General features: G+C 71.5%; 27 protein-coding genes. 23 read left to right on the top strand and 4 right to left on the bottom strand.

What is annotated here, in order from left to right; translation table 11 throughout:
• Nucleotides 1-7 precede the first annotated feature (7 nt).
• The 7 genes from GKC29_RS24770 to GKC29_RS24735 all read left to right on the top strand — a co-directional run bounded on the left by GKC29_RS24770 (nt 8) and on the right by GKC29_RS24735 (nt 7852).
• On the top strand, nt 8-853 hold the full coding sequence (locus tag GKC29_RS24770; RefSeq protein ID WP_155333107.1) for a helix-turn-helix domain-containing protein: 846 nt from the start codon (nt 8-10) through the stop codon (nt 851-853).
• A gap of 99 nt (nt 854-952) precedes the next feature.
• The gene (locus GKC29_RS24765; RefSeq protein WP_196255713.1) at nt 953-1915 is read left to right on the top strand and encodes an alpha/beta hydrolase; all 963 of its coding nucleotides are present in this window, start codon (nt 953-955) and stop codon (nt 1913-1915) included.
• Between the two features lie 166 nt (nt 1916-2081).
• Nucleotides 2082-3467 carry an MFS transporter gene (locus tag GKC29_RS24760; protein ID WP_230688802.1) on the top strand — a complete coding sequence of 462 codons (1386 nt, stop codon included), beginning with the start codon at nt 2082-2084 and terminating at the stop codon, nt 3465-3467.
• 135 nt (nt 3468-3602) lie between these two features.
• The gene (locus tag GKC29_RS24750; RefSeq protein ID WP_155333106.1) at nt 3603-4445 is read left to right on the top strand and encodes an arpA protein; all 843 of its coding nucleotides are present in this window, start codon (nt 3603-3605) and stop codon (nt 4443-4445) included.
• 21 nt (nt 4446-4466) lie between these two features.
• Nucleotides 4467-5318, top strand: coding sequence for a class I SAM-dependent methyltransferase (locus GKC29_RS24745; protein WP_155333105.1), 852 nt, complete (start codon nt 4467-4469; stop codon nt 5316-5318).
• Nucleotides 5319-5340: 22 nt separating this feature from the next.
• Nucleotides 5341-7146: a choline/carnitine O-acyltransferase gene (locus GKC29_RS24740; RefSeq protein WP_155333104.1), complete on the top strand. Its 1806-nt coding sequence runs from the start codon at nt 5341-5343 to the stop codon at nt 7144-7146.
• Nucleotides 7147-7246: 100 nt separating this feature from the next.
• Nucleotides 7247-7852 carry a YdeI family protein gene (locus GKC29_RS24735; RefSeq protein WP_155333103.1) on the top strand — a complete coding sequence of 202 codons (606 nt, stop codon included), beginning with the start codon at nt 7247-7249 and terminating at the stop codon, nt 7850-7852.
• Between the two features lie 68 nt (nt 7853-7920).
• Here the strand turns inward: GKC29_RS24735 and GKC29_RS24730 are convergent, their stop codons facing one another.
• Together GKC29_RS24730 and GKC29_RS24725 are read right to left on the bottom strand one after the other, a co-directional pair.
• Nucleotides 7921-8964, bottom strand: a complete 1044-nt coding sequence (locus GKC29_RS24730; protein WP_155333102.1) for a questin oxidase family protein — start codon at nt 8962-8964, stop codon at nt 7921-7923.
• Nucleotides 8965-8998: 34 nt separating this feature from the next.
• Nucleotides 8999-9673 carry a uridylate kinase gene (locus tag GKC29_RS24725; RefSeq protein WP_155333101.1) on the bottom strand — a complete coding sequence of 225 codons (675 nt, stop codon included), beginning with the start codon at nt 9671-9673 and terminating at the stop codon, nt 8999-9001.
• Nucleotides 9674-9978: 305 nt separating this feature from the next.
• On the opposite strand from GKC29_RS24725, the gene GKC29_RS24720 reads away from it, so the two are divergent.
• Entirely contained in the window at nt 9979-10758 is a 780-nt protein-coding gene (locus tag GKC29_RS24720) for a hypothetical protein (protein ID WP_155333100.1), read from the top strand.
• Between the two features lie 49 nt (nt 10759-10807).
• Here GKC29_RS24720 and GKC29_RS24715 read toward each other — a convergent pair whose 3' ends face one another.
• Together GKC29_RS24715 and GKC29_RS24710 are read right to left on the bottom strand one after the other, a co-directional pair.
• The gene (locus GKC29_RS24715) at nt 10808-11071 is read right to left on the bottom strand and encodes a type B 50S ribosomal protein L31 (RefSeq protein ID WP_155333099.1); all 264 of its coding nucleotides are present in this window, start codon (nt 11069-11071) and stop codon (nt 10808-10810) included.
• Nucleotides 11068-12348: a GTP-binding protein gene (locus tag GKC29_RS24710; protein ID WP_155333098.1), complete on the bottom strand. Its 1281-nt coding sequence runs from the start codon at nt 12346-12348 to the stop codon at nt 11068-11070. The genes GKC29_RS24715 and GKC29_RS24710 overlap by 4 nt, the downstream gene beginning before the upstream one ends.
• 230 nt (nt 12349-12578) lie before the next feature.
• Between GKC29_RS24710 and rpmB the strand changes: the two genes are divergently transcribed.
• From rpmB to GKC29_RS24635, 15 genes are all read left to right on the top strand, one after another.
• Nucleotides 12579-12815 carry a 50S ribosomal protein L28 gene (gene rpmB, locus GKC29_RS24705; RefSeq protein WP_155333097.1) on the top strand — a complete coding sequence of 79 codons (237 nt, stop codon included), beginning with the start codon at nt 12579-12581 and terminating at the stop codon, nt 12813-12815.
• Nucleotides 12815-12982: a 50S ribosomal protein L33 gene (gene rpmG / locus GKC29_RS24700; RefSeq protein ID WP_095565727.1), complete on the top strand. Its 168-nt coding sequence runs from the start codon at nt 12815-12817 to the stop codon at nt 12980-12982. The genes rpmB and rpmG overlap by 1 nt, the downstream gene beginning before the upstream one ends.
• A complete protein-coding gene (gene rpsN / locus GKC29_RS24695) occupies nt 12982-13287 on the top strand; it encodes a 30S ribosomal protein S14 (RefSeq protein ID WP_155333096.1) in 306 nt (101 codons plus the stop codon). Before rpmG ends, rpsN begins: the two co-directional genes overlap by 1 nt.
• 139 nt (nt 13288-13426) lie before the next feature.
• On the top strand, nt 13427-14899 hold the full coding sequence (locus GKC29_RS24690; protein ID WP_196255712.1) for a choice-of-anchor M domain-containing protein: 1473 nt from the start codon (nt 13427-13429) through the stop codon (nt 14897-14899).
• A 131-nt stretch (nt 14900-15030) separates the two neighbouring features.
• On the top strand, nt 15031-16311 hold the full coding sequence (locus GKC29_RS24685) for a WxL protein peptidoglycan domain-containing protein (protein WP_155333095.1): 1281 nt from the start codon (nt 15031-15033) through the stop codon (nt 16309-16311).
• A gap of 25 nt (nt 16312-16336) precedes the next feature.
• The gene (locus GKC29_RS24680) at nt 16337-17869 is read left to right on the top strand and encodes a TIGR03773 family transporter-associated surface protein (protein ID WP_155333094.1); all 1533 of its coding nucleotides are present in this window, start codon (nt 16337-16339) and stop codon (nt 17867-17869) included.
• Nucleotides 17866-19467, top strand: coding sequence for an anchored repeat ABC transporter, substrate-binding protein (locus GKC29_RS24675; protein ID WP_370463277.1), 1602 nt, complete (start codon nt 17866-17868; stop codon nt 19465-19467). Before GKC29_RS24680 ends, GKC29_RS24675 begins: the two co-directional genes overlap by 4 nt.
• The gene (locus GKC29_RS24670) at nt 19467-20459 is read left to right on the top strand and encodes a choice-of-anchor M domain-containing protein (RefSeq protein WP_155333093.1); all 993 of its coding nucleotides are present in this window, start codon (nt 19467-19469) and stop codon (nt 20457-20459) included. Before GKC29_RS24675 ends, GKC29_RS24670 begins: the two co-directional genes overlap by 1 nt.
• Nucleotides 20456-21199 carry an anchored repeat-type ABC transporter ATP-binding subunit gene (locus tag GKC29_RS24665; protein ID WP_155333092.1) on the top strand — a complete coding sequence of 248 codons (744 nt, stop codon included), beginning with the start codon at nt 20456-20458 and terminating at the stop codon, nt 21197-21199. Before GKC29_RS24670 ends, GKC29_RS24665 begins: the two co-directional genes overlap by 4 nt.
• Entirely contained in the window at nt 21199-22074 is an 876-nt protein-coding gene (locus GKC29_RS24660; protein WP_155333091.1) for an anchored repeat-type ABC transporter permease subunit, read from the top strand. The genes GKC29_RS24665 and GKC29_RS24660 overlap by 1 nt, the downstream gene beginning before the upstream one ends.
• Before the next feature lie 62 nt (nt 22075-22136).
• Nucleotides 22137-22784: a choice-of-anchor M domain-containing protein gene (locus GKC29_RS24655; RefSeq protein WP_155333090.1), complete on the top strand. Its 648-nt coding sequence runs from the start codon at nt 22137-22139 to the stop codon at nt 22782-22784.
• The gene (locus tag GKC29_RS24650; RefSeq protein ID WP_155333089.1) at nt 22781-23434 is read left to right on the top strand and encodes a choice-of-anchor M domain-containing protein; all 654 of its coding nucleotides are present in this window, start codon (nt 22781-22783) and stop codon (nt 23432-23434) included. Before GKC29_RS24655 ends, GKC29_RS24650 begins: the two co-directional genes overlap by 4 nt.
• Nucleotides 23435-23648: 214 nt before the next feature.
• Complete coding sequence (locus GKC29_RS24645) at nt 23649-24041, top strand: SCO5389 family protein (protein WP_155333088.1); 393 nt, start codon at nt 23649-23651, stop codon at nt 24039-24041.
• The gene (locus GKC29_RS24640; RefSeq protein ID WP_155333087.1) at nt 24031-25092 is read left to right on the top strand and encodes an LLM class flavin-dependent oxidoreductase; all 1062 of its coding nucleotides are present in this window, start codon (nt 24031-24033) and stop codon (nt 25090-25092) included. Before GKC29_RS24645 ends, GKC29_RS24640 begins: the two co-directional genes overlap by 11 nt.
• A 157-nt stretch (nt 25093-25249) precedes the next feature.
• On the top strand, nt 25250-26227 hold the full coding sequence (locus tag GKC29_RS24635) for an ATP-binding protein (RefSeq protein ID WP_155333086.1): 978 nt from the start codon (nt 25250-25252) through the stop codon (nt 26225-26227).
• Nucleotides 26228-26265 lie beyond the last annotated feature (38 nt).

Here is a 26265-nt window from a genome sequence, read left to right as displayed (position 1 = left end):
TCGTGGTGTGCGATCTGCCGAGCCGGTCCGCGTCGGTTTGCCTGCTTGGGATATCGCGGTCCCATCACGACCGGGCCGGCTGGCAGGGGCCACTATGGCGGGGTTCAGCGATCGGGCTGACACCCTTGTCGAGGTTGAGGTTGTGCCGCACCCCGCGCTTATGGTGATCTTCGACCTCGGCGACCAACCGCTTGTCGTCGACGACGGCAGTGGACAGCAACAGCGAGGCTGCGTCACCGCCGGACTCGCGCCTCCCCATGGTGCTCGAGGACGAGGCCAGGCCGGAAGCTTCGCGTGCCTTCAGGTGCGGCTGTCACCCGTGATCGCGCACGCGGTCCTGGGCGCCGCGCCGGAGCTGAGCGGGGCCGTGACAGCCCTCGACGACCTCTGGGGGCGCGACGCGGCGCGAATCCAGGAGCGGCTGCGCGCCGCGCGATCCTGGGACGACCGGTTCGCGATCGCCGAGGTGGCGCTGGCCCGACGTCACGACGCGGGCCGCGCGGTCGATGCGGAAGTCGCCTACTGCTGGCGGCGGATGGTGACCGGCCGGGGGCAGGTGCGGGTCGAGCGGCTGGCAGCCGAGGTCGGATGGAGCCGCAAGCGGCTGTGGGCCCGGTTCCGGTCCCAGATCGGTCTCACCCCCAAGCGTGCCGCCCAACTCATCCGGTTCGATCATGCGGCCCATCGCCTCGCCGCGGGTCACAGCGCGGCAGCGGTGGCGGCAGACAGCGGTTACGCCGACCAGTCCCACCTGCACCGCGACGTCATGACCTTCACCGGGGCGACGCCCGCGACCGTGGCAAGCGCGCCGTTCCTCGCCGTCGACGATGTCGCTTGGCCTGCCCGGCCCTGACGTCAGACCGTGTGAAGTCCGCGCCTGACATTCGTCCAATCCACCGGCAAGCACCGACTGTGACAGTGAGCTCATAGCGTCTGCATCCCGGAGGACACCATGAGAGGCAAGGCTCCACTGGGCACCCGGATCCTCAAGGACACCCAGGACTGGGAGGCTCTGACCAACGATCAGGTGATCGCCGCGCGCGAGAAGACCAACCGCGCGGCATCGTCTCGTGCCGCACGAATGATCACCGGCCTGCCGGACCGCCGCGCGCGCATCGAGGAAACCTCGATCGATCTTCCAGGCCGCCGCCTGATGCTGCGGGTACACCGCCCGAAGGACGCCCGCCGGAGCCTGCCGTTGATCGTCTCATTCCACGGCGGAGGTTTCTTCGCGGGCACCGCAGCTCAGAACGACTGGCTCAACAGCCACCTCGCGGCCCAGTGCCCGGCGGTGGTCGTCTCGGTGGAGTATCGCCTCGCCCCGGAGCACCCGCTGCCCCAGCCGATCGACGACGGCTACGACACCGTCGTCCGGCTCGTCGACGACGCCACCCGTTGGGGCATCGATCCCGCAGCCGTCGCGGTCATGGGCGAGAGCGCGGGTGGCACGATCGCCGCACTAATCGCCCTGCGTGCCCGCAAGGACGGCCCGCCGCTGCGCGCACAGGCGCTGATCTACCCGGGCACGGACTGGACCGAGAGCATGACCGAGTACTCCTCGATCACGGAGAATGCCGACAACCCCACCCTGTCGGTGTCCCGGCTACGCGCAACCCGCAAGTTGAGCGTGCCACCCACCCTCGACCCGCGCAGTGTGTCACCCGTCAAGTTCGACAACCTCGCCGGACTGCCATCGACACTGGTCATCACAGCCGCACTGGATCCGCTGGCCGATCAGGGACGCCGCTACGCCGACCGGCTTCGTGAGGACGGCACCGACGTTCGCCTGACCTGCTACCCGAGGGCCACCCACACATTCCTGAGCACTCCAGGCCTGGTACCGGCCGCCCGGCCGGCGCGCCGCGAGATAGTCGCCTTCCTGCGCAGCCATGTCCATCGGGCTACGCGAAGCTGACCGACGAGCAGGACAGAGTCCGCTCATGCCGCTGGCCGCGTGTCGACCTGTCCGGGCCCGGCTGAACGGTGCCGGGACAGATGTGGGCATCCCGGCGGATGCAGCCCCGCCACGCTTCGGCCTTCGCTGGGCCATCCGCCTTGATTCCGCGCCTTAGCGTGGCAGGGTGGCAGCACCCCGCAGAGAACCGTCGGAGGCGATGAGCTGCCGGCTGACGTTCCTGTTCGCGGTGGCGGCGGGAGCTGCCATCGGCAACCTGTACTGGGCGCAGCCGCTGCTCGGCTTCATCGCAGGCGATCTACGCGCCGCGACCGCGACGGCCGGCTGGCTCGTCACCGCGACGCAGGTCGGGTACGCCGTCGGCGTGCTGCTGCTCGTGCCCCTCGGCGACGTCCTGGACCGCCGTCGGTTCGTCCCGGTGATGCTGCTGACCTCGGCCGCCGCACTGCTGCTGTGCGCGCTGGCGCCGTCGATCGGCGTACTCCTTCTCGCACTGGGCGTGCTCGGCGTGACGACGATTTCCGGGCAGCTCCTCACACCGCGCGCCGGGGACCTGGCCGGCGACGCTCACCGCGGTCGGATCGTCGGCGCCGTCGGGTCCGGGACCCTCACCGGTATCCTGGCCTCCCGCACGATCAGCGGTTTCGTCGCCGGCGCCGCCGGATGGCGTACGGTCTTCGCCCTCGCCGCGGTCGTCGCCGTCCTGCTCGCGGTCCTGCTCTACCGCGAGATTCCACCGCTGGCACCGCGGACACGCATGCCATACCCGCAGCTCATCGCCTCGGTCGGCGAGGTGGTCATGCGCGAGCGGGCGGCCCGATGGACGCTGGCCCTGGCCGCCACCGGGTTCGCCGTGTTCTCGCTGTTCTGGACGGCGCTGACATTCCTGCTCAGCGGCCCACCGTTCCGGTACCCGGTAGCGGTGATCGGGATGTTCGGGTTGGCTGGCCTCGCTGGTGTCCTTTCCGGCCTGCACGGCGGTCGTCTGCACGACCGCGGTTGGTCGCTTCCGGCCACCGGCGCGGCCTGGGTCGTGGCCCTCGGCGCCTTCGTCGTCGCGGCGTTCGCCGGCCGGTCCGTCGTACTGATCATCATTGCGATCGTCATGATCGATGTCGCCCTCCAGACGCAGGCCCTTCTCAACCGGGCGCGGCTGTTCGCCCTCTCCCACGAGGCCCGCAGCCGGCTCAACACGGCGCTAGCCACCGGCAACTTCATCGGCGCTGCTATCGGCTCCGCCGCCGCGACCACGCTCTGGTCCGCGGGCGGCTGGACAGCGGTCACGATCACCGGGACGGCGCTCTGTTGCCTCGGGCTCACCGTGTGGGCGCTGGGACGTCGTGGTCCACTCGTGATCCGCCTCGCCGTGACGGACGGCGTTGTAGCGGACCCCGGGATCTCAGCAGGTCCACTCACAGCCGGGCAGGGACGGGTCGAAGCCGTGCTCGACCAGCCAGCGGGCCGCCACCAGGCTCCGCCACGATCACCACGCGCGGATCACGTCGAGGTCGACGTCGGTGCCGTAGACGTCGGCGCGGCCGACTACCAGTAGTTGGGCTCATCCAGCGGGCCGCGCTCCGGTGCGGCGCTGTGAACAATGTAACCGACACTGGGCTAGACGCCGGTGAATCTTGTTAGGATTCCACAATTTCTTCATGCCGCCACCATTGAAGAAGGGATCCGTCCAATGAATATCGTGGACACCGTGCGCTATCCACTGGCCGACCCGGGAAGCGACGCATGGGAACGCGTCGTTTCGCAAACCCGCGCCGAACTGCGCGAACTCGGGTGCAGCGTGCTGCCGGAGTTCATTCTGCCGACGAGCTGGGAGGCGCTGCGGCGGGAGGGTGCCGGGGTCGCCCCGCTGGCGTACTACGACGTTGAGGAGACCAACGTCTACAACATCGCGTTCGACGACGACCTGCCGGCGCTGCACCCGGGCCGCATCGTCATGCGGCGCGGCAACGCGTTCGTCCCGCGCGACCGGATCCCCACCGACAGTGTCATCCACCGGCTCTACACCGACCCGTCGTTCGTGCGCTTCGTCGCCGCCTGCTTCGAACTCCCGGAGCTGCACGAACTCGCCGACCCGCTGTCCGGACTGGTGCTCAACGTCGTGCAGCCCGGCATGGAGCACCCGTGGCACTTCGACACCAACGAGTTCACCGTCAGCATGCTGACCCAGGAGCCGGAGGAGGGCGGCGTCTTCGAGTACTGCCCGAACATCCGTTCGGCGGGCGCGGAGAACTTCGACGCCGTCCGTTCGGTGCTCACCGGCGCCGACCGCTCACCGGTGCGGGCCCTGACCCTGCGCCCCGGTGACCTCCAGCTGTTCAAGGGCCGGTACGCGCTGCACCGGGTGAGCGCGGTGCGCGGCGCCACCGCCCGGCACTCAGCGATCTTCGCCTACTCCCAGCGCCCCGGCGTGATGGGCAGCGTCGCCCGTACGCGGCAGCTGTTCGGCCGGGTCCTGCCGGCGCACCGCGACGCCGAGCGCAATGCCGTGCGAGTCGACCAGTTGCTGGACTAGTAATCGCGAGGAGCCGCCCCCGTGCGTTTCGACCGGACCGGAAAAGTTTCCCTCGACGGCATCTACACGCAACCCGATCCCCGCGCCTATTTCACCACCCTGCGTGAGCTCGACTATTACATTCCCCAACTCGCCAAGCCCTATTTCCAGCACATCATCGGGCAGTACCGCCAATCGCGGCAGGTGGCCGTCCCGACCGTCGTCGACGTCGGCTGCTCCTACGGCGTCAACGCGGCCCTGCTGCGCTGCGACGCCACCATGGACGACCTGTACGACCGCTACACCGGCGCCGAGTGCACCCGGCAGGCGCTGCTGGAGCGCGATCGTGACCTGGTCCGGGCGCACCGGTCCCCGGCCCGGTTCGTCGGGCTGGACGTGTCCCGACCGGCGCTGAGGTACGCGTCGGCGGCCGGGTTCCTCGACGACGCCGTGCAGGCCGACCTGGAGGCGCGCGAACCCACGGCACGGCAGCGCGCCCTGTTCGCCGGTGCCGACCTCGTGATCTCCACCGGATGCCTCGGCTACGTCACCGGCAGGACCCTCATGCGCGTGGTGGACTCCCACCGGGACCGGCTGCCGTGGATGGCGCATTTCGCGCTGCGGATGTTCCCGTTCGAACCGATCGCCGACAGCCTCGCGGCCCTCGGTTACGACACGGTGCGGGTGGACCGGACGTTCCGGCAGCGCCGTTTCGCATCCGACCGGGAACAGCGGCAGGTGCTGGCGACGATGTCCGCCGCCGGCGTCGATTCGGAGGGCCTGGAGAACGACGGCTGGTTGTACGCTCAGCTCTACGTTTCCCGGCCCGTCGGCAGTCCCGACCCGTTGACCTTCGACGATGACCAGTCACTGATCCAGAAGGCCGCCCGATGAGCAGCGAATCCCAGGAGACCGAGTGAGCACTTTCAAAAACGAGGACGCGCTGCCGCGGGTGCCGTTGCCCGCACTGGAGGACACCTGCGCCCGGTTCCTCGAATGGTCTGCGCCGCTGCTGACGGAGGAAGAGTTCGCCGACACCGAGGCCGCCGTGCGGGAGTTCGGGCGGGCCGACGGTCCGGGGCCGAAGCTGCACGCCGACCTGGTGCGGTACAACGCGGACCCGGCCACGCACAGCTGGTTGGACGCGTTCTGGCCGGCACGCTATCTAGGTCGCCGGGACCGGATCGCGTTGAACGCCAACTTCATCTTCCTGTTCCGCGACACGCCGTTGCGCGGGTTCGCCGAGCCGCAGGTGGAGCGCGCGGCGAGGCTCATCGCCGCCGCCGTGAACTACAAGACCCAGCTCGACGACGAGCGCATCCCGCCGATCGTGACGCGCGGGCAGCCGTTGTCGATGGAGCAGAACAAGTTCCTGTTCTCGACCACCCGCATCCCCGGGCCGGTGCAGGACACCGTCCGAGCGCCGTACAGCGAGGAGATGCCGGGCCCGTCGACGGCGCGGCACATCGTGGTGTTCCAGCGCGGCAACGCGTACCGGATGGACGTGATCGGTCCGGACGGGCGCCCGTACTCCCTCGACGACCTGGTGGCCGGCCTGCGTGAGGTGCGGAAGGTCGGTGCCGCGCGGGCCGCGACGGCCACCGCGGCCGGCCATCTCACCACCATGGCCCGGGCCGAGTGGGCGGCGGCCAGGGACCGGCTGGCGGCACTGGATCCCGGTAACGCCGCGGCGCTGGACACCATCGAGACGGCGCTGTTCTGCGTGTGCCTGGAGGACCTGACGCCGGCCGACGACCTGGCGGCCTGCGACCAGTTGCTGCACGGCGACAGCGGCAACCGGTGGTTCGACAAGGCGGTGTCGCTCATCGTCTTCGCCGACGGCACGGCCGGCATCAACGTCGAGCACTGCGGGCTGGACGGCACCACCATCCTCAGCTTCGTCGATACGATGCTCGCCGCGTCGCCCGAGGAGCACGCCGCGCAGTCGGGTGCGGCGGCGCAGGGGGTGCCGGCGATCGAGCCGGTCACGTTCGTGCTCGACGACGCGCTGCGGGCCGACATCGCCGCCGCGGCACGCTCGTTCGCCCAGTACGGCGCGGACACCGCCACCGTGACCCTGTCCTTCGACGAGTTCGGGGTGGACGAGGTCAAGCGGCTGCGGATGTCGCCGGACGCGTTCGTGCAGATGGCTTACCAGCTCGCGCACAAGCGGGCCAAGGGCTTCATCGGCGCCACGTACGAGTCCATCGCCACCCGCCAGTACCTGCGGGGGCGGACCGAGGCGATGCGCGTCGTCACGCCCGAGGTGCTGCGGTTCGCAGCCACGATGGACGACCCCGCCGCGTCACCCGACGAGCGGCGGGCGGCGTTGCGGGCCGCGGCCGACAAGCATGTCGAACGGGCGAAGCAGTGCCAGGCCGGTGCGGCACCGGAGCAGCACCTGTGGGAGCTGCAGCTGATCCAGAAGCGGCGTGGCGCGGTGCTCGGCGTGCCCGAGTCGCCCCGGCTGTACGAGACGCCGGGGTGGCTCACGATGCGCGACGACTACCTGAGCACCAGCTCGGCGCCGTCGACCAGCATCCGCTACTTCGGGTTCGGCGCCACCAGCAGTCGCTGCATCGGGATCGCGTACGTGCTGCTGCCGGACCGATTCAACCTGTACCTCAGCACCCCGCGCCCGGTCGCCGACATGATGTACACCTTTGCCGACCGGCTCCGCGAAGCGTTGCGTGAGCTGCGCGACCTGCTCGACGAGCGGTAGCCCGGGTCACGCGTCCGCCGCCGGCCGCGGTGTCCTTGGACCGGATCCCGCCCGTCGCCCGGCGTGCCGGCAGCCCGTCGAGTCGGGTTAGCCTGCCGTCATGGCGAGCGCCGAACTGGATGAGTTGATCGTCGCGGACGCCGAGGCGCTGCGCGCGTGGTTGTCGGCCAACCACGCCACATCGCCCGGCGTCTGGCTCGCTCTGACCAGGAAGGGCGGCACCGCCACCACCTTGACCTGGCAGCAGGCGGTCGACGAGGCACTGTGCTTCGGCTGGATCGACGGGCAGGCCCGCAAACGGGATCAGGAGACCTCCTGGATCCGGTTCACCCCGCGCAGGCCCCGCAGTTCCTGGTCACAACGAAATGTCGCCCACGTGGCCCGGCTGGAGGCGCAGGGGCGAATGATGCCCCCGGGCCGCGCCGCGGTGGAAGCCGCGAAGGCGGACGGGCGGTGGGCGAGCGCCTACGCCCCGCCGTCGGAAGCCGAGGTGCCGGCCGACCTCCTCGCCGCCATCGCCGCCGAGCCCGCCGCCCAGGCCATGTTCGACGTACTCACCAGGACCAACCGGTTCGCCCTCATCCACCGCCTCAATGCCGTCAAACGGGCGCAGACCCGCGAGCGGAAGATCGGCGAGTTCGTCGCCATGCTGGCCCGTCACGAGACGATCTACCCGCAGAAGGCCAAGCCTCCGACCTCGCCGTAATCAACATTCCGGCTCGGGCAAGCCGGACCGGACGATCGGCTCGCGCATCATGCGGCGTGGGCAGGTCCTCACCATCGTCCGGTCTGTTCGGTCGCGTGCACCGAGGCGGCGAGGAGGGCGGCGTCGCCGGTGATGGCGTACGCGTCGAGCGCGGCGTCGGCGAACTTGATGGCGTGCGGGCCGGCCGAGTCCACCGCGAGCCGCATGACCTCGACGGGATCCAGGTCGGGTACGGCCGGCGGGGCGGAACGTCCGGTCGCCGGGGCGTACGCGGCGGTGACGGCCGCCGTGGCGGCCCAAGCGGCGGCGAGGCTGGCCGCCCAGAGGGCCCCGGGCAAGGCGGGTAGCGTGCGCAGGACCGCGTTCGGTGCGGTGGCGGCGTGCACCAGCATGACCGGACTGGCGTGCCCGTGGGTGCCGTGCCGGACGACCGCCGCGTGCACGATGCCCGCCAGGCGGGCCGACACGGCGTCCCCATCGACGGCCGTCTCGCCGCCGCCCGGCACCGCGCCGGCCACCGCCGCCCAGCTGGGAAGGTCGGCGAGTTGGGCGAGGCGGGCCCGGATGCCGTGTCGCTGGTCGGGTACGCGCGGCACCGCGTCGAGCGCGGCCCGTGGATCAGTGGCCAGGTACGGCCCGGCACCGGGCGATGCGAGGGGCTGCCAGCGGGCTGCCCAGTAGGCCAGCCCTTGGCCGAGTTCGGTGACGCGCGGCGCGGTCTCCTGGTCCAGCAGTGCGCGCACCGCGTGGCCGACCCGGATCACGCCGTGGGTGGCGCCGGCGGCGATGCCGGGAAGCAGGCGGGGCCACCATCGGGCGAGCACCTGCCGCCAGGGCTCATCGGCCAGTTCGCGCTCGAAGTAGTCGAGCCAGTCACCGGTACGCACCGGGTCGCCGAGCGGATCCCGCCACTCGTCGACGGCGATGGGCGCGATTCCCCGCGGTCGATCCTCCAACCGGTCGGCGTACCCGTCCAACCATCGGTGCACGGCCTCACCGTGGCCGTGTCGGGCCAGTGCCTCGACCGCCATGGGCGCGTGGTTGGACAACCACCCGTCCCGTTCCGGACCGGAATGCCGTACCCGCTGGTAAGCCTCGTCGAGTTCGCTCATGCAGGGGACGGTAGGAGTTGAAGTGCGGTTGAGGTCAACCGTGGGGGGTCTCACAGACCGGCTGCTGGGGCTCGTCGTTGTGCACGATGATGTCGACGTGATCGGTCGGGCGGACCGTAGCGAGGTAGAGCTGTTGGGAGGGGATGTAACGCTCCCGCCAGCGCCGTTCGACCTGGGCCCGAGATGACACCTGGCGCTCTCGGATCACCGCACGATGCACGGTCTTCTCGAACGCGGTCGACACGAAGATGCGCAGGTCCCACCGATCAATCAGTTCCGGGCGCATGAGGAAGACGCCGTCGAAGACCAGCACCGCGTCGGACGGCGCAGTCATGACCGGCGGGGACAGCGCGGTATCCGCGGTGCGGTCGTAGACCGCGTACTGGAAGCGTCGATCTCCGCCCGGGCCGAGCGGATCGAGCAGAACTCGGTTCAGCGCGTGGCAGTCGTGGGTGTCGAAGTAGCAGCCTTCAGCCGAGTACTCGCCGCGCGGATAGCGTTGCGCCCGGGGGAAGAGGAAATCGTCGATCGTCGCGCGGATGACGTCGCGGCCCTGTTCCCGCAGAACAACGGCCAGTTCGTCGGCGAGCGTGGTCTTGCCTGCGGCGGGCGGTCCGTCGATGGCAACCCGCGTCGGATGGGCGACTGCGACGGACCCAACTGCCTCAGCCAGGCGGCCAATCACGTCGTCCCGGGTGCCTTGATCCATGTCCCCGCCCCGTCCTGGTCTGGCGAAGGCCGCCGTGCGAGCCGACCATATGCGCCAGCGTTTCGCGCCCGCCACTCCCCGAATGAGCGAGATCGACCGGTTGCGATGGGGGCCGTCGTCACGTCGAACGCGGCAGCGGTGCCCAGAACCAGCACCGGCGAGACGACCGGGGACCCGGCCTGGCTACAATCGTCGGAGCTCTGGCCGTGGATGGGGCGTTTCGGCGCCGCGCACCCTCAAGACCTGGTTCGCGCTGTCCCTCTTGGACATTCACAGCCAGGCCGAGTCTCGCCGAAGGGGCACCCGTGCGTGATGTGGTGATCAACCTTCTCGCCAGTGCCATTGCCGCCGCTGCCGGCTGGACCAGCCAGTACGTCGTCCGCTACCGGCGGATTCTGCGTAAGCGGTCGTTCTTCGGTGTCAATCCCGGTGCCCAGGTGATGCTCTTCGTGGCGAAGCATTTCTCGTCGCAGCGCCCGCAGAGCGTGCACCGCAACGACGTTGCCACGCTGGTGGAGCTGGCGACGACCATCCGCGAGTCCGGTGGGCTGCCCGCCCTCGTCACAAGCGAGGAGGGACGCAGGGAGGCCGGCCGGGTCACCGAGTACTGCGTCGGCGGCCCGTCGGCGAATCCGCGCACCGCGGCCCACGTGCGCATCGCGCTGCCCGGCGTACGGTTCACCGCAGCCGAGCCCGACTCGTCGCTGCCGTTCGTGGTTGGCGGACGCGCGTTTCGCCGCCGTCCCGGCGAAGAGCAGTTCGCGCTGCTCGCCCGGGTGCGCCCGGCCGCATCGGCGGCGCCCGTGTTCATCCTCGCCGGCCAGACCGCGCTGGACAATCTCGGTGCCGCGCGCTACCTGCTGGCCAACTGGAGACGGCTGCGGAAGACGTACGGGAAGCGGAACTTCTGCCTGGTGCTCGGGCTGCGGGAGCCGTCGACGTTCGGCGCCGATCACGTCCATCTGGTCGCCGACGTGTCCGCATCGGCATTCACCGCCATCGCCGGGGCACCCGGGCCTGACCACGAGCGCCGCGACGAGCCGGAGACTGCTGGCGCAGCCCTGGACTCCTCGCACCACGACTGATGCCCGGCCCCGCGAGATCATGGGCGGCTGCGGCGCATGCGTGCCTCGGTCATCGTGTCTGCCGCGGTCCGCGGCGGGCGTACTTGGCGCGGAACTTCTCCACCCGGCCCTCGGTGTCGAGCAGGCGCTGCCTGCCGGTCCAGAAGGGGTGGCTGGCGGAGGAGATCTGGACGTCGATGACGGGGTAGGTGTTGCCGTCGGTCCACTCGATGGTCTGGTCGCTGGTGGCGGTGGAGCGGGTGAGGAAGGCGAAGTCGGCGGCGCGGTCGCGGTAGACGACGGGCCGGTACTCGGGGTGGACTCCGGACTTCATGCGGGCTCTCCTTCGGTGGGGTCGGGGCCGGCGAGCGGGAAGCAGCCGGCGAACGGGTCGTCGTAGCGGCGCCAGGTGTCCTCGCCGTCGGCGAGTTCGGCGTCGGTGAGCAGGCAGCCGGTGAGGGTGCGGTGCAGGCCGGCGGGATCGAGGTCCAGGCCGACGAAGACCAGGTGCTGGTGTCGGTCCCCGTAGTACGGGTCCCAGTCGAGGGCGGCGGCGAGCCGCCGGTGGTCGGACACCTCGTCCCAGTACGGGTCGGGCAGGCCGGTCAGCCAGCGGCCCAGGGAGCCGAGGGCGAGGCCGCCGCCGGCGAAGTCCCAGGCGATGACCAGGTCGGGTTGGCTCGCGAGCCACAGGTGCCCCCGGGAGCGGACGACCTCGGCGTTGACGTCCTCGAGGACGTCGTGCAGCCGGCGGGGATGGAACGGTCGTCGGGCGCGGAAGACCACCGAGACGACGCCGCAGTCGGGGTACGGCTCGTGCACGCCGAGGACGTGGCCCTCCAAGCCCCGGGTCAGGACGCCGGGGGTCTCGGGGCGGTGCCGGAGCGTGCCGCGCAGCTGCCGGGTCAGCGCGCCGGCGTCGACGAGGTCACCGTCGACGCGGACCTGCGTCGCCCACGGCGCCATCCGGTCGAGCAGCACCGACAGGCGGCTGGTGTCGTACGCACCCTCCCGGGACTGGCCCCACAGCACGAGGGTGTCGGCGTACTCGATCTGCCGGACGACGACGTCGGCGAGCGCCCGGTCGTCGTTGTCGGCGGCGGCGATGCCGAGGGTTTTCAGGTCGTCGGTGCTGGCCAGGCCGTCGAGCAGGTGCTCGGCGTCGACCACGGTCAGGTAGGAGTCGACCCGGACCAGGTCGGTCAGCGGCGTCCCGTCGACGAGGCAGTGCGCGCAGACGGCGGCGACCGCCTCGGGCTCGACCACCTCGGGCAGCATCAACAGCAGGTCGCGGTCCGGTTGGGTGCGGGCGAGCCGGGCGAGGGCGGGCAGCACGTCCTCGCGCAGCGTGCAGGAGACGCAGCCGTGCGCCAGGGTGATCCGCTCGTCCTCGAGCACGCCCGCACCGTCGCGCACGATCCGGTGCACGGTGCCGGCGGCCAGGTCGGTGAGATCGTGCCGGACCAGCAGCAGCGAGGGGTCCGCCGCCAGCAGCGTGCGGGCGACGGCGTACGTCGCGGCCGGCCAGAAGCCGCTGAGCACGGTCAACGACGGGCGGGCGTCGGCCGCCGGGGTCCCGGTTTCGGCGGGTGCGAGCGGGGACGTCGACATCACAATCCTCTCGACACTTGTTGAAAACGGTTGTCATTATAAGCACGCGGCCGGCGGCGAGCGGCGTGCCGGGGTCCCCGAGCGGGGGGCCGCGATGGTCGGCCTGTGCCGACCCGGCGACACGGTGCGGTCGACGTGGCGGCGCGACCCCGCGTGAAGGCTGGCCGATCGGCCGATGTAAAAACGAAAACCGTTGTCGTTAGCGTCTAGCTGAACCTGAGGAGTGAATCGTGTCCCGACGTTGTGACGTCACCGACGCCAAGCCGAGCTTCGGCAACGCCGTGTCCCACTCGCACCGGCGCACCCGTCGCCGGTGGAACCCGAACCTGCAGAACCACCGCTACTGGCTGCCGTCGGAGCGCCGCTGGGTGCGGTTGACCCTGACCGCGAAGGCGCTGAAGACGGTGGACCGCAAGGGCATCGAGGCGGTCGTCGCGGAGCTGCGCGCCCGGGGAGTGAAGCTCTGATGGCCCGGCAGACCGACGTCCGTCCGATCGTGCGGCTGCGCAGCACCGCCGGCACCGGTTACACGTACGTCACCCGCAAGAACCGCCGCAACGACCCGGACCGCCTGGTGCTGCGCAAGTACGACCCGATCGTGCGGCGGCACGTCGAGTTCCGCGAGGCACGCTGATGGCCCGCAAGAGCCTGGGAAACCGGCAGGCCCGCCGGGAGGACCTGGTCGCCCGGCATGCCGACCGCCGGGCGGAGCTGAAGCGGCTGATCGCCCACCCGGACACCGACCCGGCCGTACGCGACGACGCCGTGCGCCAGTTGGCCCGGCTGCCCCGCGACTCGAGCCGGGTGCGGCTGCGCAGCCGGGATGTGATCGACGGCCGCCCGCGCGGTGTGCTGACCCGCTTCGGGTTGTCCCGGGTCCGGTTCCGGGAGATGGCGCTGCGTGGTGAGTTGCCGGGCATCCGCAAGGCGTCCTGGTGACGGTTGCCGGCACCGGTTCGGCGCGGGCCACCCGCTCCGCGCCGACCGCCGCCCGCCCGGCGAAGGCGTTGCCCACCGGCAGGCCTCCGGGGCGCAGGTACCACCGCGCGCAGACGCGCGCGGCGTGGAAAGGGGAGGTATGAAGGCGACACTGAGGGCTCGCGGTCTCGCGGCCCTGGTCACCGGGGCGGTGGTGGCCGCTGGCACGGTGCTGGCTCCCACCGCCGCGTCGGCGGCCGAGAAGGTGGTGCTGTCCAAAGGGCACACCGACGCGGTCGACGTGCACTACACCGACGGCGAACTGTCCCTGAAGGTGAGGGACGACACGGGTAGCCCGATGGTCATCCGGGATCCGGCGGACGTCACGTTCCAGGTGCTGCCGCGGGCGGCGATGGAGGTCCCGGACGACCCGCGGTTCGCGTTCCTGGGACCGGCCGGTTCGCAGATCTGGCTGCTGCCGATGACGCAGGACCCGGACCTGCTCTGGCCGGGCTGGAACACCACCGAGCTCAACTCGGGGGTGTTCGCAGGGAACAAGGTTCGGCTGAGCCTGGTCGGCGTTGAGGGCCCTGGCAACGTCACCCTGTTCACGCAGGACTCGTTCGGTGGCCCGATCATCAAGTTCCGCAGCGAGGACGGACTCCCGGACGCGATCGACGTCCCGGTGCACACCCACGCGCATTCGAACTGGGCGTTCAGCGCGCTGGGCAACTACACCTTGAAGTTCCAGGCCGACGCGACGCTGAGCAACGGCACCACGCTCAGCACCGGGCCGGTCGACTACTCGTTCGTCGTCGGCGAGCTGACCGGCGGCGGCCCGGAGGTCAGCCTGGCGATCAGCGGGATGGCCGACGAGTACCAGCCCAACGACACGGTCACGCTCACCGCGGCGCAGACGCCGCAGACCGAACTGGACCACTACCACTGGTTCAGCAGGTGCCCGGGCGCGGCCGACTGGAGCATCATCCCGGGTGAGGGGGGCGCGAGCTACTCGTTCACCGCGACCCGGGAGCTGAACGCCTGCGAGTACGTGGCCAAGCTCTACGACGACGACCACGCGGTCGTCGCGACCAGCGAGCCGGTGACCCTGTGGGTGGCGTTCCCGCCACAGGAGCCGGGCGCCTCGCAGACGATCACCGCGTCGATCGACGAGACGCAGGGCTCGCTGGTGATCAGCGTCAACCCGGACGACCGGGCCGTGGTGCTGCCGCCCGCACAGCTCAACGCCGCCGGTGACCGGTGGGAGAGCACCGGCGACCTCCGCCCGGTCACGGTGACCGACACCCGCGCCGGTCAACCGGGGTGGAGCGCGTCCGGGCAGATCCCGGCGGACTTCGCCGGGCCGGACGGGGCCACGTTCAGCGCCGGCTACCTCGGCTGGACCCCGCGGGTCCTGACCCAGGGCGCCGGACAGGGCGTGGTCGCCGGTCCGGAGGTGGCACCGTACGTCGTCGGAGTCGGCGGCGGTCTCGGCACCAGCGCGGTGCTGGGCTCGGCACCGGACGGCGCCGGACGGGGTACCGCGCAGCTGGGCGCGGGCCTGCGGCTGAGCCTGCCCACCGAGACGGCGGCGGGGACCTACACCGCGACCCTGACCCTCACCGCCATCTGATCGCACCAACCCGTCCGGTGGTCGGGCCGTGAGCCTGGCCACCGGACGACCGCGCGGGGTGGGTGTGTCGTTGCCGCGACCCGCCCACCCCGCACCTCCCCTCGCACCCCCAGGAACGGACCGTCCCCGCAATGCGCCTGCTCGCCACCATCGCCGTCGGGATCGCCCTGCTCGGCGTGGTCCCCGCACCACCTGCCTCCGCGCTGGCCGCACCCGCCCCCGCCAGCCCGCCGGCAACGCAAGGGACGTCGCCGTCGCCGGCACCGCCGCCCGCCGCCGCGACCTGGGGCGTGGCACCGTCGAGCGCGCGCGGGCCGAACGGCCGGCCGGCGTTCAGCTACAAGCTCGACCCGGGCGCCACCCTGACCGACTACGTCGGCGTCACGAACCACTCCAACCGCCCGCTCACCCTGAACCTCTACGCCAGCGACGCGGTCACCACCACGCAGGGCGGGTTCGATCTGCTGGCCGCCGACCGGAAGCCCACCGACGTGGGCTCCTGGGTCCGCCTGCCGAGCCGAACCCTGACCATCCCGTCGACGTCCCGGCTGGACGTACCGTTCACGCTCGCCGTCCCGCCCAACGCCACGCCCGGTGATCACGCCGGAGGGATCGTCGCCTCGCTGGCCGGCACAGCCGTCGACGCGCAGGGTAACCAGGTCGCCGTCGACCACCGGGTCGGCGCCCGCATCTACCTGCGGGTCACCGGTGAGCTGCGGCCGACGCTGACCGTCGAAGACCTGCGAGTGCGGCACACCGGCCCGGTCAACCCGCTGGCCGGGGGCACGGTCACCGCCACGTTCACCGTCCGCAACACCGGCAACGTACGGCTCGCCGGGCAGCCCGTGCTCGGCGTGTCCGGACCGTTCGGCCTGGCCCGGCGGTCCGTGGACGGTACCGCCCTGCCGGAGATCCTGCCCGGCGGCGAGCTGACCACCACCGTACGCATGTCGGGTGTTCCGCCGCTGTTCCGGCTGACCGCGAACGCGACCGTCACGCCGGCAGCCGTGGGGGACCAGGTCCTCGACCCGCCACCGCGGGCGGGCTCGGCGCGGGCCGCCGTCTGGGCGGTGCCCTGGCCGCAGCTGGCCCTGCTCGCCCTGCTCATCCTCGCCGGCTGGGCACTGATCGCGGCCCGGCGCCGCCGGGCGGAGCAGCTCGCGCGAGCGGTGGCCGCCGCCCGGGAGGAGGGCCGCGCGCAGGCCGGCCGGGAGGAAGGCCGCGCGCAGGCCGGCCGGGAGGAAGGCCGCGCGCAGGCCGGCCGGGCACCGGACGGCCAGGACGCCCCAGTGGCCGCCGGTGACGGCGGATCAGCACCCGACGACCGTCCGATGCCGGACGTCGAACGTCCCGGTCCGGGCCACGACAACCGGCATCCCACCATCGACCACACGGGGAAGGACGAGAAGTGACTCGGCTACGCCTGGGGAGCGACCAATGAGGATGAGAAGCATGCGCGCCGGCGCCGCGAGCCTTGCCGCCGTCGTGCTGGCACTGGCCCCCGCGGCAACGCCGGCCGCCGCGGAACCGGCCGCCGTCGCCTCGGCCGGCGCCGACCTGGTCTCCGTCGCGCTCGACGGTGACACGATGTCGCTGCGCTTCCGGGACGCCGCGCAGGCGGCCGACGGTGCGGCCGGGCGCGACCCGGGCGAGGTGGTGCTCGGCCCGGACGGCGGCCTCGCCGGTCGGGTCCCGGCCGGCCAGGCCTTGGCCTTCCTCGGGAAGCCGGGCCACGGCGTGTGGGCACTCTCCGCCGGTGACACCGGGTTCCCGGCCCTGGACACCACCGGGGTACGCCCCGGCGTCGTCGCCGACGACCGGGTGACCCTGACGCTGGGCTCGGTCGAGGGGCCGGGGACGTTCACCGCGTACACCCTGTCCGGTCTCGGCGCGGCGACCCCGCTGTTCGGCAGCGGTGCCGGCGTACGGCGGTCGACGCAGCTGCCGGCGGGCACGCGTACCGGTGGCGTGGTCTGGGCCTTCGACACGGCCGGCGAGTACCGGCTCACCCTGACCGGCTCGGCCGCCCTGCGCTCGGGTGGGACGGTGCGCGCCGAGGCGACGTACCGGGTCCGCGTTCCGGCGATCCGGCCTGCGGAGCCGGCGTTGCCCGCTCCGCAGGCGCAGGCGGCGCGACCGCGCGCCGAGGCACTCGCCGCACCGGCTGCCGCGCCGAAGCCCGCTGCCGCGCCGGAGGCGGCGAAAGTCGCTGCCGGTGCTCGTCAGGTGATCAGTGACGGGCACGTCGACATGGGCCCGAACCTGTCCGGGGACAGCTGGACGATTCGGATCAAGGACGACCGGACCAGCCCTCCGGTCTGGCGGGAGACCGCCGACGTGGTCCTGCACGCGAAGGACAAGGCGAAGATCACGGTGCCCGCCGGGGCGGACTTCCTCGGCAAGCCGGGCGACACCGTGTGGGTGCTGCCGCAGACCCAGCAGGCGGGTCTTGTCTGGCCGGGCTGGAACACCCAGCACGCGTCCGTCGTGTCGGGCGTCAAGGGCAGCGTCACGTGGACGCTGAAGGGGGTCAACGGGCCTGGCCGGTTCGCCCTCTTCCTGACCGGCTCGTTCGGCAAGGCCGACGTGCTGTTCGACTCCGCCAAGCCGTTCCCGCAGAAGCTGGACATCCCGCTCAACACCCACACGCACGGCAACTGGGCGTTCAGCAAGCCCGGTCTGTACCGCCTCGCGGTGCAGATGAGCGGCACCACCACCGCCGGCAAGGCGGTCACCGACACGAAGACGCTCACCATCGCCGTCGGCGACAGCGCGGATCCGAACGCCGGCTTCGGCCCCGGCGGCGGTGCCGGCGACGGCGACGGCGGCGACGGGCGCCGGGACGGGCCGCTGCCGCGCACGGGCGCCGGCTGGGTGCTGACGGCGGCAGCGCTCGGCGTCGTCCTGGTAGCGGTCGGTGCCCTGCTGTTGCTGCTGGCCCGCCGCCGCGCCGCCCTCCGGACCGGGTGACGGCGGTGCCAAGAACGGCTATCCACCGGGTCGGCCCGCGGCGGCTGGTCGTGCTGCCGCTGCTGGCCGCGTTGCTCGCCGGCGGCTGCCGGTCGGAGGTGGCGTTGAGTTCGCACGACGAGCGGGTCCAGGTCCTGACGACCACCGGGATCCTGCGGGATCTGGCCCGCAACGTGGGCGGCGACCGGGTGACCGTCACCTCGATGGTGCCGGACGGGGCCGATCCGCACAGCTACGAGCCGTCGCTGCGGGACATCCGCGACGTCGTCTACGCCGACGTGGCGTTCAGCAACTACCTGCTCCTCGAGGAGCAGGCCGTCATCAAGGCGCTGGACGCCAACCTGCGTGACGGCGTACCGAACATCTCGCTGGCCGAGGGGGCGGTGAAGTACGCGGCGGAGATCATCCCGCTGGTCGAGGACGTGTCGCTGGACACGATCTGGCTGGGCATGCGGGTGCGCGGCACCGGTGCGGCGCAGGGCGCGAACCGGTCCTCGGAGGTGTTCCTCAGCGCGACCGGCGCGGACGGGCCGGGTCGGATGTACGCGTACCTGACCGAGTCGTTCGGCAACCCGTCGTTCTACGTCGACTCCGGCGACGGGTTCGACCCCGCCAACGGCTACCGGGACGACACCGCGACGCTCCCACCGGACGCGCACACCCACATGAGCTGGGCGTTCACCGAGCCGGGAATCTACCGGCTGACCATGCGGGCACGGCTGGCCGTCGACCCGCAGACGGCACCCGTCCCCATGGGCGAGCAGGTGTTCACCTTCGCCGTCGGGGTGGACCCGCACTCGGTGCCGGGCCTGACCGGCGCGCCCGTACTGAACGCCGGGCACGCCGACGTCACCGTCGACCTCGACCAGCGGCGGCTCTACCTGCTCGCCGACCCCGAGGGTGGCGGCGAGGCGACCCAACGGGTGTACGACCCGGCGCGCACCGTCATCGAGGTGCCGAACAAGGCGCTGCTGGAGGTGCCCGGCGACCGGCGGTTCCGGTTCCTCGGCCGGCCCGGCACCCAGGTCTACCAGCTGCCGCAGGCCGTCCTCGGCAAGCACGTGCACGGCGAGATCGACCCGCACCTGTGGCAGAACGTCCACAACGCCATCTCCTACGTGCAACTGATCCGGGACACCCTGATCGGGGTGGACCCCGAGGGCGCCGCCGAATACCGGGCGAACGCCTCGGCCTACATCCGGCAGCTGGAAGAGCTCGACTCGTACGTCCGGGACACCATCGCGCAGATCCCACCCTCGCGGCGCCACCTCGTCACCACACACGACGCGTTCGGCTACCTGGGCCAGGCGTACGGGGTGCAGATCTCCGGTTTCGTCACCCCCAACCCGGCTGTCGAGCCGAGTCTCGCCGACCGCCGCCGGCTCACCGAGACGATCCGCAACCTGCGGATTCCCGCCGTGTTCCTGGAGCCGAACCTGGCGGCCCGGTCCGCCACGCTGACCGAGGTGGCGCGGGAAGAGGACCTTCGGGTGTGCCCGATCTACGGCGACGCGTTCGACCGCGACGTCACCACCTACGCGGAGATGATGCGGTTCAACGCCGAATCGCTGCGCGACTGCCTGACCACGGAGAAGTGATGGAGGAACCAGTGACGGCAGGACGGGCGCACCGCCGCAGCCGCGCGACCACAGTCATCCTGCGAGGCGCCCTCGCGACGTTGCTCGTGCTGGCGACGGCACAGGCCCCGGCGCGGGCGGCGGAGCCGACGCCGAATCTCAGCCAGTCGATCGCGGCCGACCAGCCCCTCGCCACCGGACGGACGACGCTCACCACCGGGCACGTCGACCTCGGTCCCCGATACGTCGACGACCGGTGGACGCTGCTGATCCACGACGGTACGCAGGCGCAACCGGTGTGGCGTGATCCCGACGACACGCTGCTGCGGGTGTCCGACGCCGCGCTGCAGACCGTTCCGGACGACCCGGCGTACGCCTTCCTCGGCATCGAGGCCGGCAAGCGGGTGTACGTGGTGCCGCAGGTTCAGGACCAGGATGTGGTCTGGCTGGGCTGGAACACCCAGGATCCCCGGGTGATGCGGACCATCGACCGGGGCGTCACCCTGACCCTGCTCGGGGTGCGTGGTCCGGGGACGCTCACGACCTACCTCCAGTCGGGCAACTTCTCCGCACCGCAGCCGCTGTGGCGGTCGGCCGAGTCGAAGGCGCAGCCCTTCTGGGTCGAGGTCAACACCCACACCCACGCGAACTGGGTCTTCTCCGCACCGGGTGTCTACCTCGTCGCGGTACAGGTGTCGGCCGACCTGGTCAACGGGGAGAAGGTGTCGGCGACCCGTACGCTGCGCTTCGCGGTGGGGGACGCCACCAGCGCCGACGAGGCCTTCGCCGCGACGGCGGACATCCCCGTACCGGCTGGCCAGGAGCCGCCCGGCGAGGCTCCGGCCGGAGCCGACGATCGGGCCGACGGTTCCCGGACGCTGCTGATCACGGCGCTGGCCGGGACGGCCGTCGTGCTCGCTCTCGGCCTGGTCGTCCTCCTGCTGCGTGGGCGCGGCGCCAGACGGCGGGCCGAGCAGGAACGCGTCATCGCGTCGTCCGGGGGCCAGCGGTGAGAGCACTGGAGATCGACGGGCTGGACGTGGATCTCGGTGGCCGGCCGGTCCTGCGGGACGTACGGCTGCACCTCGATCGCGGCGAGCTGGTCGGGCTGCTGGGCCCGAACGGCGCCGGCAAGACCACCCTGCTGCGCGCCATCCTGGCGCTGATCCGCAGCCGCGGCGGCCGGGTGCTGGTGGAGGGCAGGCCGACGCGACCCGGACGGTCCGGGATCGGCTACGTCCCCCAGCGTCACGAGTTCAGCTGGGACTTCCCGATCTCCGTCGAGCAGGCCGTGATGTCCGGCCGCACCGGCCGGATGGGCCTGCTCCGCCGCCCGGGCGTGGCCGACTGGCGGGCGGTCGGCGACGCGCTGGACCGGGTACAGCTGACCGGACTGCGCCGCCGGCCGGTCGGCGAGCTGTCCGGTGGCCAACGCCAACGCGTCCTGGTCGCGCGGGCACTCGCGCTCGCGCCGAGCATCCTGCTGCTCGACGAGCCGTTCACCGGGCTCGACATGCCCACCCAGGAACTGCTGGGCGACCTGTTCACCAGCCTGGCCCAGGAGGACCGCGCGGTGCTGATGACCACCCACGACCTGGTAGCCGCGGTGGACTCCTGTACCCGGCTGGTCCTGCTCAACGGCCGGATCATCGCCGACGGCCGCCCGGCGGACCTGCAGGACGCCGACCTGTGGACGCAGACCTTCGGCGTCAGCGCGACGTCTGCGCTGCTGAAGCTCGTGAGGGCGGCCTGATGTCGATCACCGAGTTCCTCACCGACCTGCTCAACCCCGACCTCGCGTTCCTGCCCAAGGCGCTGGCGATCGCGGTCATGTCCAGCATCGTCTGCGGCGTCGTCGGCTGCTACGTCGTCCTCCGGGGGATGGCCTTCATCGGAGACGCCGTGGCCCACGCGGTCTTCCCGGGCATCGCGGTCGCCTTCGTCCTGCAGGGCAGCCTGGTCCTCGGCGGTGCCGTCGCCGGTATCGCCACCGCGCTGCTGATCGCGATCTTCTCGCAGAACCGGCGCGTCAAGGAGGACTCGCTGATTGGTGTCTTCCTGGTCGGCGCGTTCGCTCTCGGCATCGTGATCATCTCGCAGGCGCCCGGCTACGCCGGTTCGCTGCAGCAGTTCCTGTTCGGCTCGATCACCGGGATCCCGGACCGGGACCTCTACGTCGTCGGCGGCACCGGCCTGGTCATCCTCGGCTTGGTGTTGGCATTGCACAAGGAGTTCGTCGCGGTCTGCCTCGACCGCGAGATGTCCCGTGCGATGGGGCTGCCGGTCTTCTGGCTCGACATCGCGCTCTACGTCCTGGTCACCCTCGCCGTCGTGATCTCGTTGCAGACCATCGGCAACATCCTCGTCCTGGCCCTGCTGATCACCCCCGCCGCGGCGGCCCGCCTGCTCACCGACCGGCTCGGCGTGATGATGCTGCTCGCCCCGGTGATCGGCGGCACGTCGGCGCTCGTCGGGCTGTACCTGTCCTGGAGCTACGACACCCCGGTCGGCGGCACCATCGTCCTGGTCGCCACCGCCGCCTTCCTCGCCGCCTGGCTGATCGCGCCCCGACACGGCGTGCTGACCCGGCGGTGGAAGCGTCCGGTCGAGCAGCCTTCCCCACGCTAAGCAAAACGACTATCGTTTTCGATAACGTGGTCCATTGGGGACCGCGCGGAAGGAGTTCCTTCGTGCGTAAGCCCATCCGCCTGCTGCTCGCCTCCGGGGCGGTGACCGCGGCGCTGCTCGCGGCAGCGCCGCCGGCGCAGGCCGCCGTGGTGACCTTCAACTCCGGGCACCTCGACCTGGTCGACATCGCGTACGAGGCCGGCGAGCTGGAGCTCGGCGTCCACGACGAGGACAACGACGTCGAGTACGCCGCCGACGACGTCAAGATCGTCGTCAAGCGGCAGGCCAAGGTCACCGTCCCGAACGACCCCGCCTTCGGCTTCCTCGGCACTCCCGGGGTGTCGAAGGTGTGGATCCTGCCCGAGATCCAGAACACCGACCTCGTCTGGCCCGGCATCGCCGCCGAAGAGGTCGAGCCCGGTACCTTCACCGCCGACGCGCTCACCCTCAGCGTGCAGTCGGTCAGCGGGCCCGGGCAGCTCGCCATCTACACCGAGAACGCCGTCGGGCAGCCCACCATCCTCGCCGACAGCGGCGACGGCCTGCCCGACACCATCGCCCTGACCGCCGGCGACCACCTGCACGCCAACTGGGCCTTCGACCGCGCCGGCACCTACTGCGTCACCTTCCGGGCCACCGGCACCCTCGCCGCCACCGGCGAGCAGGTCACCAGCGAACCGGCCACCCTGCGCGTCGTGGTCAGGGCGTGAGCACCATGCGTACCCGCAGCCGTTTCCTCGCCGGCCTCGTCCTGACCGCCGCGCTGCTCGCCGGCACCGCCACCCCCGCGGCCGCGGCGCCGATCGTGCTCTCCAGCGGCCACGTCGACGTCATCGACGTCGACTACGCCGGCGGCGCACTGACCGTCAACCTGCTCGACGACACCGTCAGTCCGTCGGTGGAGCGCAACCCCGCCGACGTCGTCCTGCGCGTTCCCAACACCGCCAAGCTCACCGTGCCCGGCGGCAGTGCCTGGTCGTTCCTCGGCACCGGCGGCCAGGCCTGGGTGCTGCCCCAGGCCAGCACCGCCGGGCTGCTCTGGGCCGGCTGGAACACCACCGAGGTGCCCAGTGGTGTGCTCCAGAACAACCGGGTCACCTTCAAGCTGACCAACGTCACCGGGCCGGCCGGATTCAGCGTCTACACCGTCTCCGGCGGCACCCCGACGGTGCTGTTCGACAGCGGCAACGGTCTGCCCGACAGCCTCAACGTCAACCGCAACACCCACGCCCACGTCAACTGGGGCTTCGACGCCGCCGGCACCTACACCGTCACCTTCGAAGTCACCGCGAAGCTCGCCTCCACCGGCGCCACCATCAGCTCCGGCGCCAAGACCTGGACCTTCGACGTCCTTCCCTGACCACCACCGTCACAAGCAGCCGAACACAGACGTCCGCCGAGGTAGGGGGTACCGGCAAGCGGCGGACTCCGGCCGGCGCGAGCCCACCGCCCACCCGGGCCTCGCGCCGGCCGGCCCCCATGGCGTCAGCGGCCATTGACGCCACGCACGGTGCGTGGTGTGCTCGTGACGCGACGCTAACGACAATTGTGATCGTTATCGTGTGAGGAGGAGCATGTCTCTCACCGTGCCACCCAACCTGTTGCAGGCCGCCGAATCGGGGCCCGTCGCCGACGAGGAGTTCGTGGCCTGTGTCCGCGACTCACTGCCGTACGCCTGGCAGACCGTCAGTCGGGTAGTGGCGGAGCTGGAGTCGTCCGACGGCGAGTTCGCCGACAACGTCATCCCGCCGCCGAGCGAGGCCGAGCGGGGCCAACTCCTGCGCGCCCTGGCCAGCGACGCCATCCGGTCCAGTCTCGAGCGCCACTTCGGCGTCAAACTGGCCTTCCAGAACTGCCACCGCATTGCGGCGTTCCGCCTGGCCGCCGTCGGCTCGGACACCTACCGCCGCTTCGTCTCCACCCGCGGCCAGTTGCTCAACCAGTCACCCGAGCTGCGTGACTGCTGACCCGGTTGCCGCCCGGCGAGCAGGCAGGGACGTCGACGTCCACCTGTTCCTGCTCGCCGGGCACCGCCCGGGCGGCACTCACGCCACGGCTCTGGCCGACGCCCATCAGTACGGCCGTGCCGCCGAGGCCGTCGGATACGCCGGGGTCTGGATCGCCGAACACCACTTCATCTCCTACGGCGTGTGTCCCTCGGCGACCACCTTCGCCGCGCACCTGCTCGGCTCCACCGCACGCATCGCCGTCGGCACCGCGGCCTGCATCCTGTCGAACCGTCACCCGGTCGCTCTGGGCGAGGAGGCGGTGCTGCTCGACGAGTTGTCCGGCGGCCGGTTCCGGCTCGGGGTCGGCCGGGGCGGCCCGTGGGTCGACTTGGAGGTGTTCGGCACCGGCCTGGACCGCTTCCACACCGGCTTTCACGACGCACTGGAACTGCTGGACCGGTGGCTGTCCGGCGTGGCGACCGTGGCCGGCAACGACCGATTCCCCTTTCGGCCGGTGCCGGTCGTGCCGCGTCCCGCACGGCGGATACCGGTATGGGTCGCGGCGACGTCACCGCAGACGGTGGACCTCGCCGCGCGGCACGGCATGCCGCTGCTGCTCGGGCTGCACGCCGACCTCGCCGAGAAGGCGGACATGCTCGACCGTTACGCCGGGGTGGCGGCCGCGCACGGCCACGACGGGCACCCCGTCGGCCACGCCAGCGCCCACCTGGCACACGTCGGGGACAGCGACGCGCAGGCCGCCGACGATGTCCGCGCCGGGCTCCCGGCGCTGCTCGCCGGCACCCGGGAGTACGTCCGCCTCGACAGCACCCCCGCGAGCCACCGGGATCTGGACGCCTACGTGGAACGCCTCATCACCATCCACCCGGTCGGCTCGCCCCGCCGCTGCGGGGAGATCCTGGACCAGGCCGCCACCCTGCCCGGCGTGCGGCACCTGCTGCTCATGGTGGAGGGCGCCGGCGGACGCGACCGTACGCTCGACACGATCCACCGCATCGCGGTCGACGTGCTGGGCCTGTCGGCCGAGGCGCCCCCGCGGCGAGCGTGACATCGCGCCGACGCCGACCGGCACCTCTGACCGCTCACCACGGACGGTCGCCTGCCGATCGGTGGACACATTGGCGGGTCGCCGTCCGGACCACCGCGCGACCGGTTACAGTGCCGTACATGCAAACGATTACCGTTAGCGTTGCGGGGGTCGTGCGATGAAGGTCGCGTTCGTCGGCAAGGGCGGCAGCGGGAAGACCACCCTGGCCGCGCTGTTCGCCCGCCACCTCGCGGCGCAGGGTCGGCCGGTGCTGGCCATCGACGCCGACATCAACCAACACCTCGCAGTGGCCCTCGGCGGACCGGAGGGCGCCACCGCGACGATGACCCCGCTCGGCGAACACCTGCCCGTGATCAAGGAACACCTCCGTGGCGACAATCCCCGCATCGGCTCCGCCGATGAGATGGTGAAGACCACGCCGCCGGGGACCGGCTCGCGCCTGCTGGGCGTGGTCGAAGACAACCCGATCTACGAGTCGTGCGTCCGGCCGGTAGGTGGGGTGCGGCTCGCGGTGACCGGTGAGTTCACCGCCGAGGACCTCGGCGTCGCCTGCTACCACTCCAAGGTCGGCGCGGTCGAACTGCTGCTCAACCACATGGTCGACGGGCCCGGCGAGTACGTGGTGGTGGACATGACCGCCGGCGCCGACTCGTTCGCCTCAGGGCTGTTCACCCGCTTCGACCGCACCTTCCTGGTCTGCGAGCCGACGGTACGCAGCGTCAGCGTCTACCGCCAGTACGCCGGCTACGCCCGCGACTACGGAGTCGCGCTGTCCGTCGTCGGCAACAAGGTCGAGGACGCGTCGGATGTCGAGTTCCTCCGCGAGCACGTCGGCCAGGACCTCCTCACCTGGGTGAGCCGCTCGGCGTACGTGCGCCGGGCCGAACGCGGCACGGTGGGGCCGCTGGACGAGCTGGAAGCCGCTAACCGGGCCGTGCTGGGACAGCTGACCGAGGCCGTCGACCGCAGCGTCCAGGACTGGACCGCCTTCACCCGGTGGGCCCACGAGTTCCATCGGCGCAACGCGGCAGCCTGGGCCAACGAACGCGCGGGCATGGATCTCAGCACGCAGATCGACGTCGACTTCCGCATGGGGCCGCAAGCCCGCAACGTGCCGACCGCGATCACGGCATGACGGCGGTGGGACATCTGGTGGCTTCGGCGCGGTGTCCG

The sequence above is a fragment of the Micromonospora sp. WMMC415 genome (assembly GCF_009707425.1).
In the GTDB taxonomy this organism is placed as follows: domain Bacteria; phylum Actinomycetota; class Actinomycetes; order Mycobacteriales; family Micromonosporaceae; genus Micromonospora.
Note: the sequence above shows the minus strand (reverse complement) of the source record. Positions and strands in the feature narration are given on the sequence as shown.